General features: G+C 62.9%; 10 protein-coding genes. 9 read left to right on the top strand and 1 reads right to left on the bottom strand.

From position 1 onward, the window contains the following. The first annotated feature begins 11 nt into the window (after positions 1-11). From HSX14_RS03625 to HSX14_RS03600, 6 genes are all read left to right on the top strand, one after another. A complete protein-coding gene (locus tag HSX14_RS03625) occupies positions 12-4,826 on the top strand; it encodes a two-partner secretion domain-containing protein (protein ID WP_173177624.1) in 4,815 nt (1,604 codons plus the stop codon). Between the two features lie 343 nt (positions 4,827-5,169). Next, positions 5,170-5,943, top strand: a complete 774-nt coding sequence (locus HSX14_RS03620) for a nuclease-related domain-containing protein (protein WP_173177622.1) — start codon at positions 5,170-5,172, stop codon at positions 5,941-5,943. Between the two features lie 93 nt (positions 5,944-6,036). Beyond that, positions 6,037-7,239 carry an ABC-three component system protein gene (locus HSX14_RS03615; RefSeq protein WP_173177620.1) on the top strand — a complete coding sequence of 401 codons (1,203 nt, stop codon included), beginning with the start codon at positions 6,037-6,039 and terminating at the stop codon, positions 7,237-7,239. Continuing rightward, entirely contained in the window at positions 7,239-7,736 is a 498-nt protein-coding gene (locus HSX14_RS03610) for a three component ABC system middle component (RefSeq protein ID WP_173177618.1), read from the top strand. The genes HSX14_RS03615 and HSX14_RS03610 overlap by 1 nt, the downstream gene beginning before the upstream one ends. Then, entirely contained in the window at positions 7,733-9,685 is a 1,953-nt protein-coding gene (locus HSX14_RS03605) for a DUF3732 domain-containing protein (protein WP_173177616.1), read from the top strand. The genes HSX14_RS03610 and HSX14_RS03605 overlap by 4 nt, the downstream gene beginning before the upstream one ends. A gap of 518 nt (positions 9,686-10,203) precedes the next feature. Beyond that, a complete protein-coding gene (locus HSX14_RS03600; protein WP_173177614.1) occupies positions 10,204-10,674 on the top strand; it encodes a BRO-N domain-containing protein in 471 nt (156 codons plus the stop codon). Between the two features lie 92 nt (positions 10,675-10,766). Here HSX14_RS03600 and HSX14_RS03595 read toward each other — a convergent pair whose 3' ends face one another. Then, positions 10,767-10,925: a YqaE/Pmp3 family membrane protein gene (locus HSX14_RS03595; protein WP_009615518.1), complete on the bottom strand. Its 159-nt coding sequence runs from the start codon at positions 10,923-10,925 to the stop codon at positions 10,767-10,769. 128 nt (positions 10,926-11,053) lie between these two features. Between HSX14_RS03595 and HSX14_RS03590 the strand changes: the two genes are divergently transcribed. The 3 genes from HSX14_RS03590 (at position 11,054) to HSX14_RS03580 (ending at position 16,001) form a co-directional block, all read left to right on the top strand. Further along, positions 11,054-12,514 (top strand): sigma-54 interaction domain-containing protein, encoded by a 1,461-nt coding sequence (locus HSX14_RS03590; protein ID WP_173177612.1) that lies wholly within the window; start codon positions 11,054-11,056, stop codon positions 12,512-12,514. A gap of 494 nt (positions 12,515-13,008) precedes the next feature. Continuing rightward, positions 13,009-14,394: a GntP family permease gene (locus HSX14_RS03585; protein ID WP_173177610.1), complete on the top strand. Its 1,386-nt coding sequence runs from the start codon at positions 13,009-13,011 to the stop codon at positions 14,392-14,394. Positions 14,395-14,438: 44 nt separating this feature from the next. Beyond that, positions 14,439-16,001 carry an acyl CoA:acetate/3-ketoacid CoA transferase gene (locus HSX14_RS03580; RefSeq protein WP_173177608.1) on the top strand — a complete coding sequence of 521 codons (1,563 nt, stop codon included), beginning with the start codon at positions 14,439-14,441 and terminating at the stop codon, positions 15,999-16,001. The last annotated feature ends 234 nt before the right edge of the window (positions 16,002-16,235 follow it).

Below are 16,235 nucleotides of genomic sequence, written 5' to 3'. Positions count from 1 at the left end.
AGGCCGACCCCATGAACCACGTCTACCGACTGCTCTGGAACGCCGCCCACGGCACCTACGTGCCTGCCCCCGAGAACGCCACCGGCCAGGGCAAGCGCGCCCGCGCCCGGACCCTGCTCGCCGTGCTCCTCGCCGGCGCCAGCGGCCACGCCCTCGCCTTGCCCACGGACGGCCAGGTCAGCCTGGGGCAAGGCAGCATCGCCAGCGCCGAGGGCAGCATGACCGTCACCCAGTCGTCGCAGAACCTCGCGATCAACTGGAACAGCTTCAACATCGCCCAGGGTGAGAAGGTCAGCTTCGTCCAGCCCAACAGCAGCGCCATCGCCCTCAACCGCGTGGTGGGCAGCGACCCCTCCAGCATCTACGGCACCCTGCAGGCCAACGGCCAGGTGTTCCTGATCAACCCCAACGGCATCCTTTTCGCCCCCGGCGCACAGGTGAACGTCGGCGGCCTGGTGGCCTCGACCCTGGACCTGTCGGACCAGGACCTCGCCGCCGGCAACTTCGCCTTCGCGGGCAAGGGCGGCCGCGTCACCAACCATGGCAGCATCACCGCCAACGGCGGCTACGTGGCCCTCCTCGGCGCCCAGGTCAGCAACGAGGGCACGCTCACGGCCAGGCTCGGCAGCGCCGCCCTGGCGGCAGGGGACAAGGTCACCCTGGACTTCGCCGGCGACCAGCTGGTCAGCCTGGAAGTGGACAAGGGCACCCTCCAGGCCCTGGCCCAGAACAAGCAGCTGATCCAGGCCGACGGCGGCCAGGTGATCCTCACCGCCAAGGCAGCCGAGGGCCTGCTGAACGCCGTCGTGAACAACGAAGGGATCGTCGAGGCCGGCTCGGTGAGCCAGCACGATGGCGTCATCCGCCTGGAAGGCGACAGGCTGGCCAATACCGGCACCCTGGACGCCAGCGGCGCAACCGGTGGCCGCATCAGCCTGGCCGGCCAGGGCATCATCCAGGCCGGCACCATCCATGCCGACGGCGAAGGCGGCGTGGTGACGGTAAACGCCGCCCAAGGCGCCCTGCAGACCACCCAGGGCCAGATCACCGCCAACGGCTCGACCCAGGGCGGCTCCATCCGCGTGAACGGCGGCGACTCGTCGTTCATCTCCGGCAGCTTGAGCGCCAACGGCCAGCGCGGCGGCGACATCACCGTCACCGGGCAGACCGTGAACCTGGCAGCCGCCACCCTGAAGGCCGACGGCACGGCCAAGGGCGGCGCCATCCGCATCGGCGGCGACGCCCACGGAGCGAACCCGGAGGTGGCCAACGCCCGCACCACCCGCGTCAACGCCTACAGCAATCTGAGCGCCAAGGGTGCGGACGGCGACATCGTGGTCTGGTCCGACACGCGCACCGATTTCCGCGGCCAGGCCGCCACGGGCGAGCGCGGCTTCATCGAGGTGTCGAGCAAGGGCACCCTCAACTACGGCGGGCAGGTCAACGCCGGGCAGGGCGGCGAGGTGCTGTTCGACCCCACCAACCTGGTCATCACCGACACGATCAGCGACCAGGTCTACCTCGACCTGGCCGACCCCAACCCCCAGGCCGGGGCGCAGCATGGCAGCGGCAACATCGTGCAGCTGGCCAACGGCAACATCGTCGTCGGCAGCCCCACCGCCTACTTCGGCAACATCAGTACCGGTGCAGCCTTCCTCTACAACGGCAGGACCGGGGGGCTGATCTCCGCCCTCTACGGCAGCACCGCCGGCGACAGCATCGGCTCCGGCGGCGTCGCGGCGCTGGCCGGCAGCAACGTGGCGGTGGCCAGCCCCGACTGGGACAACGGCGCGCTGACCGATGTCGGCGCGGTGACCTGGTTCAACGGCACCACGGGGCTGTCGGGATTCGTCTCCGCCGCCAACTCCTTAACCGGCAGCACCGCCGGCGACCGGGTGGGTCTGAACATCACCACCCTCACCAATGGCAACTACATCGTCGGCACCCCCGACTGGCACAACGGCAGTGCAGCCAGCGCCGGCGCCGTCACTTACGGCTATGCCAACCAGGCCCTCACGGGCGTGGTGAGCGCCGCCAACTCCCTGGTCGGCAGCAGCACCGGCGACCGCGTGGGCGCCAACGTGCTGGCACTGAAGCAGGGCAATGCGATCACCTGGAGCAGCCTCTGGGACAACGGCACCGCAGTCGATGCCGGGGCCGTCACCTGGATGAGCGGCACCGGCCCCACGGTGGGCGTGATCGGCGCTGCCAACTCCATGGTCGGCACCCAGGACAACGACTTCCTCGGCACCGACAGCAACCTCAACAGCGGCATCGTCAGCCTCGGCAACGGCAACGTCCTGGTCTTCAGCAAGCACTGGCACCTCACCCCGCTGATCGATACCGGCGCCGTGACCTGGATGAGCGGTTCCACCGCCACCACCGGCGTGGTGGATGCCAGCAACTCCCTGATCGGCAGCTACGCGGCGGACCGGGTGGGCTACATCTCCAACCACCCCTACGGCGACAAGCCCAGCTATGTCGAGCTGGCCAACGGCAACGTGGTGGTGACCAGCGGGTACTGGAACGGCAGCGCCGGCGCCGCCACCTGGATGAGCGGCACAGGCCCCACGGCCGGCGTCATCGGTGCCGGCAACTCCCTGGTGGGCAGCACCGCCAACGACCGGGTCGGCAGTTACGGCATCACCGTGCTCAACAACGGCCACTACGTGGTCAACAGCCCCTACTGGAGCGATGGCCTCAACCCGGAAGTGGGCGCCGCCACCTGGGGCGACGGCAACGGCGGCACGGCGGGCGCCATCAGCGCCGCCAACTCCCTGGTGGGCAGCAGGGCCTACGACCATGTGGGCTTGTCTTCCACCGCTCTCAGCAACGGTCACTACGTGGTCAATAGCCCCGACTGGAGCGACGGCATCAACCCGCAGGTGGGCGCCTCCACCTGGGGGAATGGCAACGGCGGCACGGTCGGCCTGATCAACGCCGGCAACTCCCTGGTGGGCAGTACCGCCTATGACCATGTGGGCATCGCCTCCACCGCCCTCACCAACGGCCACTACGTGGTCACCAGCCCGCAATGGAACGACGTGCTCAACGGCCTCACCCAGGTCGGCGCGGTCACCTGGGCCAACGGCGACGGCAGCACCGTCGGCGCCGTATCGGCAGCCAACTCCATGCTGGGCGACATGAACAACGACCAGGTCGGCGATGGCGGCGTGTTCGCCCTGCCAGGCGGCAACTACCTGATCAGGAGCGGGCAGTGGCATGACTTCACCGGGAACGTGGCCTGGCGCAACGGCAGCGCCGCCAGCACCGGCACCTTCGACCGCAGCAACGCCATGGTCGGCACCTGGAGCCCGAACATCACGCTACTGAGCAACGGCAAGTTCGTCGTCCACTTCGGTTACTGGGGTGATACCCAGGGCTATGTCGCGGTCGGCAGTAACGACGGCAGCTTCGTCGGCGGCATCGACACCACGACCGCCCTGATCGGCGGCTACCGGCGGGCAAGGCTGGGCGCCGAGGGCGGCGTCCGCGACCTGGGCAATGGCAGCTTCGTGGTCTATGGCTTTTTTGCCACCAACCCAAGTGGCGTGGCCAGCGCCGGCTCCATCACCTTCATCGACAGCAATGCGCCCATCGTCGGCCTGACCAGCGCCAACAACACCTTCTACGGCTCCGCCCGCGACCAGCTGACCCGAGGGGGCATCCAGGTGCTACCCAACCACGACTACCTGGTGCCCTATTCCAGATGGAGCGGCGACGGCTCCACGCCCGGCATCGGCGCCGTGGTCATCGGCAGCGGCAGCGGCGGCCTGACCGGCTACGCCTCCGCCAGCAACGCCCTGGTGGGCCTGCAGTCCGGCGACCAACTGGGCTCCGGCGGCATCCAGCTGCTGGCCGGCAACGACTTCCTGGTGCGCTCGCCCAATGCCACCGTCGACGGCCTGGGCGGTGCCGGCAGCCTGTGGCTGGTGCAGCGCGGCGCCGACCTCGCCAGCACGCTGAACAACAGCGCCGGCAACCAGGCCGTGAGCCCCGGCGCCATCGCCAAGGCCGCCGTCGCCGGCAGCACCCTGACCCTGCAGGCCAGCAACGACATCACCGTCAACAGCACCATCTCCGTGGACGGCGCCCTGAAGCTGCTGGCCAGCAACCGCCTGACCCTGAACGCCGGCATCACCTCCCAGGCCACCGGCACCGCCATCGAACTGGCCGGCCAGGCCTTCACCAACAACCTGGGCGCCAACGCCCTGTCAACGCCCAACGGGCGCTGGCTGGTCTGGTCGGCGAACCCCACCGGCGACACCCGTGGCGGCCTGGCCTACGACTTCAAGCAGTACAACGCCAGCTACGGCAGCACCGCCGTGGCAGGCAGCGGCAACGGCTTCCTCTACAGCCTGGCGCCCGCCCTCACCGCCCAACTCGTCGGCAACGTCACCAAGCCCTACGACGGCACCACCGCCGCCGCCCTGGCCGCCGCCAACTACTCGGTGAGCGGCGCCATCGATGGCGACACGGTGCTGTTCGACACACCGACCACCGGCCACTACGACACCCCCGGAGTCGGCACCGGCAAGACGGTGACCTCCAGCGCGCTGAGCATCATCAGCGCCGAGAACGGCGGCAAACCGGTCTACGGCTACCAGATCGCCCAGGCGAGCGGCGCTGTCGGCACCATCGACCCGGTGACCCCGCCACCTGCCACCAACACCTCGGGTGACCCGGGCCCCCGCTACGACGTGGCCTGGTCGCTGATGGTCCCCGCCGAAAAACACAGGGTGGTCGCCGAGGAACCGGCCGCTGACCTGCTGCAGGTCGATGCCGGCGGCATCCGGCTTCCCGCAGGCCTGGACAGCACCTACTAGGCGGAACGGCGCTGCCCAGGCGCAACGCCGGTGCAGCCAGCTCAAGGCAGGCGCGGGCCGGCCCAGCTGCCCAAGGCTCGCACCCGTGGGCCCGCCAAGAACCACGAAAGAGCCGCGCATCGTGCGGCTTTTTCGTTTCTGCTGGCTGGCCTCGATCACACCCCCCGCGAGGCCGTGAGCCGAATAGCCCTCTCTATTCGGCTCATCACGCCCGCCCGTAATCGAACCCGCGCCAAGCGCCACGGGCTCGCATAAGACCTTTGACTGATATCAACGCAATTCCATAGTGCCAGTACGGCTTTTTCGCTACTCTCCAGTAACTCAAGGAACATGAGTGTCGGAAATGGATTTCACACCGCTCATTGCACAAGCCTGGTTTACCTTCGCCTGGTTCATCCCGCTGATGATCCTCATCGGCCTGCTCAAGTCCCCCCTGGGCAAGGGCTATATCGGCGAATGCCTCGTCCGGCTCTTCGCCCACTGGCAACTGGACAGGCAGACCTACCAGCGCCTGCACAACGTCACCCTCGCCACCCTCGACGGCACCACCCAGATCGACCACGTCTTCCTCTCCCGCTACGGCATCTTCGTGCTGGAAACCAAGAACATGAGCGGCTGGATATTCGGCAGCGAACAGCAGGCCCAGTGGACGCAGAAGCTCTACAAGCACAGCTACAAGTTCCAGAACCCGCTGCGGCAGAACTACAAACACCTCAAGGCCCTCGAAGCCACCCTCGGCATCGCCCCCGAGCACCTGCATTCGGTCATCACCTTCGTCGGCGGCAGCACCTTCAAGACCGCCATGCCCGCGAACGTCACCGAGGGCATCGGCTTCATCCGCTACATCAAGTCATTCCAGCAGCCGGTTTTCAGCGACGCCCAGGTCGCCACCCTGGTCCGCGCCCTGCAAACCGGCCGCCGCGCGCCGACTCTCGCCACCCACCGCGAGCATGTGCAGAACCTGCAGCGCCGCAATGACCCCAGCGCCGAGCGGCAATGCCCCAAGTGCGGGAATGCGCTGGTGATTCGAACGGTGAAGTCGGGGGTAAATGCAGGAAAGCAGTTCTGGGGTTGTTCGACCTTTCCCAAGTGTCGAACTCTGAAGAGCCTTAAATAGAACCAGTATTAACAAAATACGAACCCGAATGATTTTTAAGAATTAGCGCTAGCGCCAGCCGCTACGCTGTTCCTCTACGAAATGGGAACATGTATGGCCAATAAAGCAAATGAATTCGATGCAACGGCATCAATGCTTGGTTATCTATACCAGGCACGATACGCCTTGTTCCTTAGCCTTCAGAAAATCAGGGAGGTTCAGGACCCAGACGAATGCTTCGTTTCCATTGAAAAGCTCGACGATATCGCTTTCGAAATTGGGGGAAATCCTGTCGATATTCTTCAGACTAAATTCCACGGTATCGAAGGCAACCTAACAGACAGAAGTACCGACTTGTGGAAAACAATCAGGGTTTGGGCGGAAGGTATAAAGAAGGGCGACCTCAATCCAGCAACGACGAACTTTACACTCATCACTACGCAAAGCGCGCCTAGCACTGGACTCGTTGTAGCACTATTGCCTGCGTCCTCTCGCAACATCAGCGAGGTGAGGAGAGCCCTGGATGAGATTGCTGGTGAGACGTCCAACGCTACAAATCTTTCGGCCTATACAGCATATAGCGCTTTACTGGACTGGCAGAAGGACCAACTAATCGGCTCCATCAATATCTTGTGCCGCTCCGCAAGTATTCTGGGAGTAGAAGAACTGATAAAAAAAGAGCTGAGAACCACAGCAGAAAAAAAGCATATAGATGCTTTTTGCACACGTCTCGAAGGAGAATGGTTTAATCGTTTTATCAGCGCTATGTCGTCAGATGAAAAAGAGATTTGTCTTGGCGAGGTAGTTGCCATTATTGACGACCTTCGTTCTCAATTCTCCCTGACTAATCTCACTGCAGATTATGCCGATGCCGAACCAGAGGATATAGACGTCGACAGTGACGATAGAAATTTTGTAGAGCAATTACGCTTAATAGGAGTACCGAACCCGGCCATCCGCTTCGCAATAATCAATTACTATCGTGCCTGTGAACAGCGTTCACGCTGGTCAAGAGATGGACTGGTTAAACCTGGCGAACTCAAATCATATCTTAAAAGATTAGAAGAAGAGTGGATAAACCATTCATCACTCATCCTTCCAGACACCGACACTAGCAATTCAGAGCAATGCAAAAAATCCGGTCGAGATGTATACGGAAAATGCCAAAATGAAGGCGCACTAGCGATACGAAGAGACTTTAGCCACCCCTTTGTCGCCAGAGGGAGTTACCACACTTTGGCCGATGATTTCAAAATTGGCTGGCACCCTAATTATCGAGCCATCCTTCAGAAGAAGGATAATAAGGGAGTAGCCTAATGCCTTTGAGAGATATCCTGACTCAAGAAGAAATTAATCTTTACAATCCAGCCTATGCCGGCTTTCTCCTCCTCGCATCATTGCGTGCCTGCAGTGAAATTAATACTCAAGGAATGCACTGCGCACTACCCTACGTCATACTCCCAATGGCTTTATCTCCACATATTGCGGACAGTTTGCCAGCAACCTATAGAACACCCATAGCTTCATGGGTTTCTGAACAGGGGGGCGAGTTATCTGACTTTTCAAAAATGGCCTCAGCCTGTATTCCTATTGCCAGCGCCGCCTTATTGTTTTTGCTGGATCGAAAAATTATTCAGCTATCGGAACATGCACACTATCTCATCATTAACGATGAGCTATCTAAAGCGCCCAGCCTGTTCAACAAAAGCAAGAGTATGAAGCAAGCTCTTCATGCTGCAAGCTTTGTAGGAAAATGGTTTGCCCATTCCTCGACCGTTGAAACAATTTATGCGCAATTAGGAATCAGACCATGACTATGCAAATTCTACAAATATCCGTCTATGGCAAAAATGGAGAGCGCCGGGATGTAAAATTCAATCCATCGCGCGTCAATATCATCACGGGAGCTTCCAAGAAAGGGAAATCATCCCTACTGGAGATTGTGGAGTATTGCCTCGGTTCCAATGAGTGCAGCGTGGCAGAGGGCTTAATTAGAAAAACAGTCGATTGGTACGCCATTCTTCTTCAATTTCAGGACACACAAGTTTTTATTGCCCGCGCAGCTCCATTGCCCGGCTTTAACTCTAACAGCACGTCACACATGATTATTGAAAAAGAAATTAGAACCCCTAACAAATCGGAACTCAGAGCATCTACAAACATTGACAGTATCGTTAACTTCCTAACAGATAAACTTGGCGTTCCGGAGCAGGAAACAGAAATACCCGAAGGCCAGACGCGCCACTCAATCTCCATTAATTTTAAGCACTCGAGGTACTATCTTTTTCAGAGCCAGGATGAAATTGCCGCCAAGAAAATACTGTTCCATAGGCAATCAGAGCCACATATTCCCCAAGCAATTAAAGACACTATCCCATATTTCTTGGGTGCTGCTGAAGATGACCGTTTGAAGGATCTCGCCGCCTTGCGGAGCTTGAAGCAAGAAAAAACACGTCTCACCAAGAGACTGTATGAACTTGAATCCCTAAAAGGGGATGGACTTCATAAAGGCTATGCCCTGCTCGCAGAAGCTGCTAACGCAGGCCTTTATATAGATGAAAATCTCATACCCAATGAGAGGGACCTTCTTGCCAGCCTATCGCGCATCAGCAATTGGGTGCCGCCGCAGGTTCCAACTGAAGACAACACAGACGACCCCCTGCCTGCATTGGAGCGCGAGTATCAGCGCTTCCAGCAGCAAAAGCGCGAGGTACGGTTCAAACTGAATGCCGCAAATGAATTCGCGAGCTCCGAAACCGGTTTCGAAAACGAAGCTGGTGAACAGAGTTTAAGACTGCAGTCTATTGGCCTATTCAAGAAGGCACTCGCCGCCGAGCATCTCTGTCCGATTTGCGAGTCACAGCATGAAGCTCGTGATGGTGCCGAGGGCATTATTCAACAAGCTATTGCCGATCTGGCGCATAAGCTCGACGGCGTCGAGCGAAACCGACCACGGATCACGAGTTATATTCATAGCTTGATCGAAGAGCAGACTGATCTGGCTGATAAGATCAAAAAGACGCGCGACAGTATCGACCAGATCAGGTTGAAAGATGCATCCTCAGAGGGCTTGCAAGATAGAAATCTTTTGAAATCCAGAATCGCCGGACGCGTATCGCTTTATTTAGATGGCATCAATTGGTCAGATGATACTGGACCGATCAAGAAGCAAATCGCTTCGATTGATCCGCAGATTGATGATCTTGAAGAAAAACTTAACCCTGACGCTCTCAAAGAGAGACTGGACGCTCAAATCAGCATCATTAGCGAGGATATGACGCGGTGGGCAAGAGAGCTGGGGCTCGAACACTCAGAACACCCTATTCGTCTTGATATATCCAAGCTCACTGTCGTGGCCGAAACCCCTCACGGCAGAACACCGCTTCATCGTATGGGTAGCGGTGAAAACTGGGTGGGTTATCACTTGGTGGCATATCTTGCACTGGCCAAATGGTTCATAAAAGAGAAACGCCCTGTCGGCAGATTCATCTTCTTTGACCAGCCTACGCAGGTGTATTTCCCGTCTGACAAGGCTGTAACTGGGAATATTAATGAGATTGAGAAAGACGAAGATCGCAAAGCAGTTAAGAAGATGTTTGAATGGCTTTTCAAGGTTGTCGAAGAAGAGCTAGGGCCAGATCTTCAGGTGATTGTTACCGACCATGCCGATATTGAGGAAGACTGGTACCAGTCAGCTATTGCGGATGAAAAATGGCGCGGGGATGCTGCACTTATTCCCAAGCATTGGTACGGAGAGGAGTGATCGAAATCAATTTATCGTTGCCCCATTAGCCGCATTGCGATACTAGCACTCGCAATCGCGGCTTTGCTTCCTGGGGCATTTGGCAGTTCTTCAGTTAATTAGTAAATAATTCTAACTTATATGCCTTAATTGGGTTCGCGTCGTGAATCTGGAACTTTTGTTTCTGCCCGACCTCCATTTCTGTAAGGCAACTTCTTTGATGCAACTCTTCCTCCGACAATTCCTACCCATTACAGGCATTGCCGTCCTACAGGGTCGGCTCGTAGCGTCTCCCCCCGTCGCAGCACTGGCTGCGACCGGGAGTGGAATCCCGAACTGACGGAAGCAGCACCCACGCCATAGCAAGGTATGCGGACAGCAATAGCGTCCGACTGCCTTGGCTGTCTATGGCGGACCGTGCGAGGGGGGCACATGCCCACCGGGCTTTCCGTGAGCCGGTATTCCACACCTCGTACGGTCCGCCACCCTCACGCAACCAGGATCAGGTGGCGGCTCCCCTGCAAGGAAGGAGTCTCATCATGTCCCACGACTATTTCGTTCCCAGCGTCTTCCACCGCCACCACCGCGCATTACGCGCGCTGCTCATCGACGACCAGGCCTGGGTCGTCGCCGGCGACCTCGGCCCGCTCACCAACCGCCATATCGACGACAAGCTGACCCGCAAGCTGGACCCGGACCAGTGGCGCAACGAGCGCGTGGAGAACCACCAGGGCGCGGTGGAAACCCTGTTGCTGATCAGCGAGAGCGCCGTCTGCGAGCTGCTCAAGGTCAACTTCTATCACCCCGAGCACCGTGGCCTGCGCCAGTGGATCACCGGCGAGGTGATCCCCGCCTTGCGCTCCCAGGCCACGCCGCACCTGCCCCGCCAGCGCCGGGTGACCTGGCAGGGCAGGGAGTTCAGCGTCATGGAGTGGCAGGGCCGCCAATGGGTGCGGGTGAAGGATGTGGCGGAGCTGTTCGAAGGCGGCGAACGGGCCACGCTGCAATAGAACGGATTCGGGGACGCATGGCGTCCCCGTTCCCTTGAGCAGCGTGTCTAGAAGCGCAGCAGCGGCAACGCAGTCAGTTTTTCACCAGTCGGCTAGCGCTTGGCGATGATGTACACCGCATGCACGATGCCGGGGATGTAGCCCAGCAGGGTGAGGAGGATGTTCAGCCAGAAGGCGCCGCCGAAACCCACCTGCAGGAACACGCCCAGCGGCGGCAGGATGATGGCGATGAGGATGCGGATCAGGTCCATGCAAAAGCTCCTTGTAGGGAAATTCGTCTACTCCTGATCGACTGCCGGCGAGCGCAAAGGGTTCCTTGCCGATGTTTCGGCGCCCCGCCCATAATCCGTCGCTCCCGCCCCTCCGGACCCGACCGCCCATGGCCATCTCCCGCGACGACCTCGACGAACACGGCCTGATCATCGGCGTCTCGCCCGAGCGTTTCCGCGCCGTGGCGATGCCCCTGCTGTTCGACCACCTCAACGCCCAGTGCGAGGGCACCATCGCGGTGAACCGCCAGGCGCGGATCGTCTGGATCAACGACAAGTACGCGCAGAAGATCGGCATCGCCGACCCGCGCTCGGTGCTCGGCCGCGAGGTGGAAGACGTGCTGCCCGCCAGCCGCCTGCGCGAGGTGGTGCAGAGCGGCGCGCCGAGCATGCTCGACCTGATGGCCTTCGGCGACGAGCACTTCGTGGTCACCCGCATCCCCCTGCGCGACGCCGACGGCACCCTGGTCGGCGCCCTCGGCTTCGTGCTGTTCGACCGCGCCCGCCACCTGCAGCCGGTCATGGCCAAGTACAACCAGTTGCAGACCCAGCTGGCCGCCGCCCAGCACGAGCTGGCCCGCGCCCGCCGTGCGCGCTACACCATCGCCGGCTTCATCGGCACCAGCGCCGCCGCCAGCGAGGTGAAGCGCCAGGCCCGCCGCGCCGCCCAGCTGGACGCCACCGTGCTGCTGCGCGGCGAGACCGGCACCGGCAAGGAGCTGCTCGCCCAGGGCATCCACAACCTGTCGCTGCGCTCCAGCGGGCCCTTCGTGGCGGTGAACGTGGCGGCCATCCCGGAATCGCTCGTGGAGGCGGAGCTGTTCGGCACCGCGCCGGGCGCCTTCACCGGGGCCGACCGCCGCGCGCGGGCCGGCAAGTTCGAGCTGGCCGACGGCGGCACGCTGTTCCTCGACGAGATCGGCGATCTGCCCCTGCCGCTGCAGGCCAAGCTGCTGCGGGTGCTGCAGGAGCAGGAGGTGGAGCCGCTGGGCTCCAACCAGGTGAAGACCCTGAACGTGCGGGTGATCGCCGCCACTCATGTGGACCTGGAGGCCAAGGTGGCCGCCGGCGAATTCCGCGAAGACCTCTACTACCGCCTCAACGTCCTCGCCCTGCGCGTGCCGCCCCTGCGCGAGCGCCGGGAAGACCTGCCGGCGCTGGTGGACTACCTACTCGACGACATCGCCACCCGCTCCGGCCAGCCGCCGCTGGAACTGCAGCAGGGCGCCCTCGACCTGCTCTGCGCCCAGCCCTGGCCGGGCAACGTGCGCGAGCTGCGCAACCTGCTGGAACGGGCGCAGCTGCTGGGCGATGGCACCCAGCCCCTGCATGGGGCGGAGCTGGCCGAGCTGCTGGTGGACCCGCTGCCGCCCAGCGCCGAGCCCGCCCCAGCGCCCGAGCCGTCCGCACCGCGCGATGTCCGCCCCCTGGCGGACAGCCTGGCCGAGGCGGAGCGCGCCGCCATCCTCACCGCCCTCGCCGCCTGCGACGGCAACCGCACCCGCGCCGCCGAACGCCTCGGCATCGCCCGCGCCAGCCTCTACAACAAGCTCCAGGCCCACAGGTTGTAGCCGGGCCTGCGGGCGCGTTTCCCCGGGCTGAAGCCCGGGCTACGGGCCGGCACGTCGGTGGATGGAAGTGGCATCCACCCCACGGAACGCACAGGCGGCGTAGGGTGGATCGCGCTTCATCGATCCACGCGGGCGGGGTTGGTCGCTGGGCAGGGCGTGCATTTTCCCTGCGGCCATGGCGTTTGGGAGTGGGTGCGTTGGTGGATGGGAAAAGCGCCATCCACCCTACAGCCCGGAGGCCTCGCGCTCGGGTTGTGGAATGTCCATATTTTTGGACATCGCTCGAAATGAACGTCCAACAATCAGGACACAGTCCAATTATTTGGACGCCTGAACCGCTGCGTTCTCCTTCCCGCCAATGGCTCAAACCCAGTACCAGCGCCTTCCCCAGGGCTTTTCAGCCCACCTGGCACAGCTTTCGCTCTATACCGGCAAAGGGCCGACCCAGGCCCGGCCGCTGCGGCGGTTCAAAACAACAACAAGAAGGAAATCCCATGGGTACCCTCGGAATCCTGCTGTCCCTCGCACTGCTGATGTTCCTGGCCTACCGCGGCTACAACGTGTTGATCCTGGCGCCGCTGATGGCGCTGCTGGCGGTGCTGTTCGCCGGTGATGCGGCGTTGATGCTGCCCACCTACACCCAGGTGTTCATGAAGTCCCTGGGCGGCTACCTGATCCAGTTCTTCCCGCTGTTTTTGCTCGGCGCCATCTTCGGCAAGTTGATGGACGACTCCGGCTCGGCCCGCGCCATCGCCCAGGGCATCGTCACGCGGCTGGGGCGCGAGCGGGCCATCCTCGCCATCGTGCTGGCCTGTGGGTTGCTGACCTACGGCGGCGTGTCGCTGTTCGTGGTGGCCTTCGCCGTGTACCCCATCGGCACCGCGCTGTTCCGCGAGGCGGGCATTCCCAAGCGGTTGCTGCCCGGCGCCATCGCCCTGGGCGCCTTCACCTTCACCATGACCGCCCTGCCCGGCACCCCGGCGATCCAGAACGCCATCCCCAGCCCCTTCTTCGGCACCGACGCCTTCGCCGCGCCCATCCTCGGGCTGATCGGCGGGCTGATCATGCTCGGCCTCGGCAGCTGGTGGCTCGCCGCCCAGGCCCGCAAGCTGATGGCCGCCGGCGAAGGCTACGGCAGCCACAAGGACGACCCCGCCGAGCAGAGCGGCCTGCCGGTGACCGGCTTCTGGCTGGCGCTGCTGCCAATCCTGCTGGTGATCGCGCTGAACTTCCTGATGGCCAAGCAGGTGCTGCCCAACCTCGACACCAGCTACCTGGCCAAGCCCGAATTCGGCGGCCTGCAGGACGCCAAGTCGGTGATCGGCATCTGGTCGATCATCGTCGCCCTCGGCGCGGCGGTGCTGCTGCTCATCGGCCTGCACTGGCGGCGCTGGGCGGACCTGAAGCAGAGCCTCAACGACGGCACCTTCGGCTCCATGCTGCCGATCCTCAACACCGCCTCCGAGGTGGGCTACGGCACGGTGATCGCCTCCCTCGCCGGCTTCGTGGTGATCCGCGACCTGGTGCTGAGCGTGCCGGGCAACCCGCTGGTGTCCGAGGCGGTGGCGGTGAACATCCTCGCCGGCATCACCGGCTCCGCCTCCGGCGGCATGTCCATCGCCCTCAAGACCCTCGGCGCGCAGTACCTGGAGATGGCCAACGCCGCCGGCATCAGCCCCGAGCTGCTGCACCGGGTCGCCGCCATGGCCTCCGGCTGCATGGACACCCTGCCCCACAACGGCGCGGTGATCTCGCTGCTGGCCATCTGCAAGCTGACCCACCGCGATTCCTACCGATTCATCTTCATGAACACGGTGATCTTCCCCCTCGCTGCCCTGGTGGTGGTGATCACCCTCGGCAGCCTGTTCGGCAGCTTCTGATGAGTAGAAGCAGGCAGCCCCCAATTCCACGCTCGAGGTACGACATGAGCAAAGTGATGAGCGCCGCCGAGGCGGTGGCGCGTATCCCCGACAACGCCCACCTGGCCACCGGCGGCTTCGTCGGCATCGGTTTCGCCGAGGCCATCGCCATCGCCCTGGAGCAACGCTTCCAGGCCGAGCAGGCGCCGCGCGACCTGACGCTGGTCTACGCCGCCGGCCAGGGCGACGGCAAGGGCCGGGGCCTCAACCACCTGGCCCACGAAGGGCTGGTGCGCCGCGTGATCGGCGGCCACTGGGGCCTGGTGCCGGGGCTGCAGAAGCTGGCGGTGGAGAACCGCATCGAGGCCTACAACCTGCCCCAGGGGGTGATCTCCCAGCTGTTCCGCGACATCGCCGCCGGCAAGCCGGGGCAGCTGTCGCGGGTGGGTCTCGGCACCTTCGTCGACCCCGAGCACGGCGGCGGCAAGCTCAATGCCCGCACCACCGAGGAGCTGGTGCGGCGCATGCCCCTCGACGGCGAGGACTACCTCTTCTACAAGACCTTCCCCATCCACGTCGGGGTGGTGCGCGCCACCAGCGCCGACGAGGACGGCAACCTGACCATGGAGCGCGAGGCGCTGACCATCGAGAGCCTGGCCATCGCCATGGCCGCGCGCAATTCCGGCGGGCTGGTGATCGCCCAGGTGGAACGGGTGGTCGCCCGAGGCTCGCTCAACCCGCGCCAGGTGAAGATCCCCGGCATCCTCGTCGACTGCGTGGTGGTCGCCTCGCCGGAGCACCACCAGCAGACCTTCGCCACCGCCTACAACCCGGCCTTCGCCGCCGAGGTGCGGGTGCCCGAAGGCAGCCTGCCGCCGATGCCGCTGGACCTGCGCAAGCTCATCGCCCGCCGCGCGGCGCTGGAACTCAAGCCCGGCGCGGTGGTGAACCTGGGCATCGGCATGCCCGAAGGCGTGGCGGCGGTGGCGGCGGAAGAAGGGGTGATCGACCTGCTCACCCTCACCGCCGAACCCGGCGTGATCGGCGGCGTGCCGGCCTCGGGCCTGGACTTCGGCGCGGCCTGCAACCACAGCGCGCTGATCGACCAGCCCTACCAGTTCGACTTCTACGACGGCGGCGGCCTGGACCTCGCCTTCCTCGGCCTGGCCCAGGCGGATGCGGCGGGCAACCTCAACGTGTCGAAGTTCGGCACGCGCCTGGCCGGCGCCGGGGGCTTCATCAACATCAGCCAGAACGCCAAGGCGGTGGTCTTCGTCGGCACCTTCAGCGCCGGCCCGCAGGACATCCGCATCGAAAACGGCGCCCTGCGCATCGTGCAGGACGGCGAACTGCGCAAGTTCGTCCGCGAGGTGGAGCACCGCACCTTCGCCGGCCGCCTCGCCGCCGAAGCCGGCAAGCCGGTGCTCTACGTGACCGAGCGCTGCGTGTTCCGCCTCACCACCGAGGGCCTGGAGCTGATCGAGGTCGCGCCGGGGGTGGATATCGAGCGGGACATTCTTGCCCGCATGGACTTCCGCCCCATCGTCGACCAACCCCGGCTGATGGACGCGCGGCTGTTCCAGGAGCCCCGCCTGGGCCTGCGCGCCATGATCGACGGTTATGCGTGAAACCACGGGCCCACCCTTGGGCCCGTGTTTTTTTTTCAGGTGCATCCCGTAGCCCACCCTGTGGGAGCGGCTTCAGCCGCGATGCTCGTGCTTCACCTCGTTCGCGAATGAATTCGCTCCCACGGACCGGCGTGTCGCCAGTCGGGGCGTAGGGTGGATGGCGCTTTTTCCATCCACCAATGGTGTTCGCCGCGAGCCCATATGGTGGACCGATGAAGCGTTGTCCACCCTACA

It is taken from the genome of Pseudomonas tohonis, assembly GCF_012767755.2.
In the GTDB taxonomy this organism is placed as follows: domain Bacteria; phylum Pseudomonadota; class Gammaproteobacteria; order Pseudomonadales; family Pseudomonadaceae; genus Metapseudomonas; species Metapseudomonas tohonis.
Note: the sequence above shows the minus strand (reverse complement) of the source record. Positions and strands in the feature narration are given on the sequence as shown.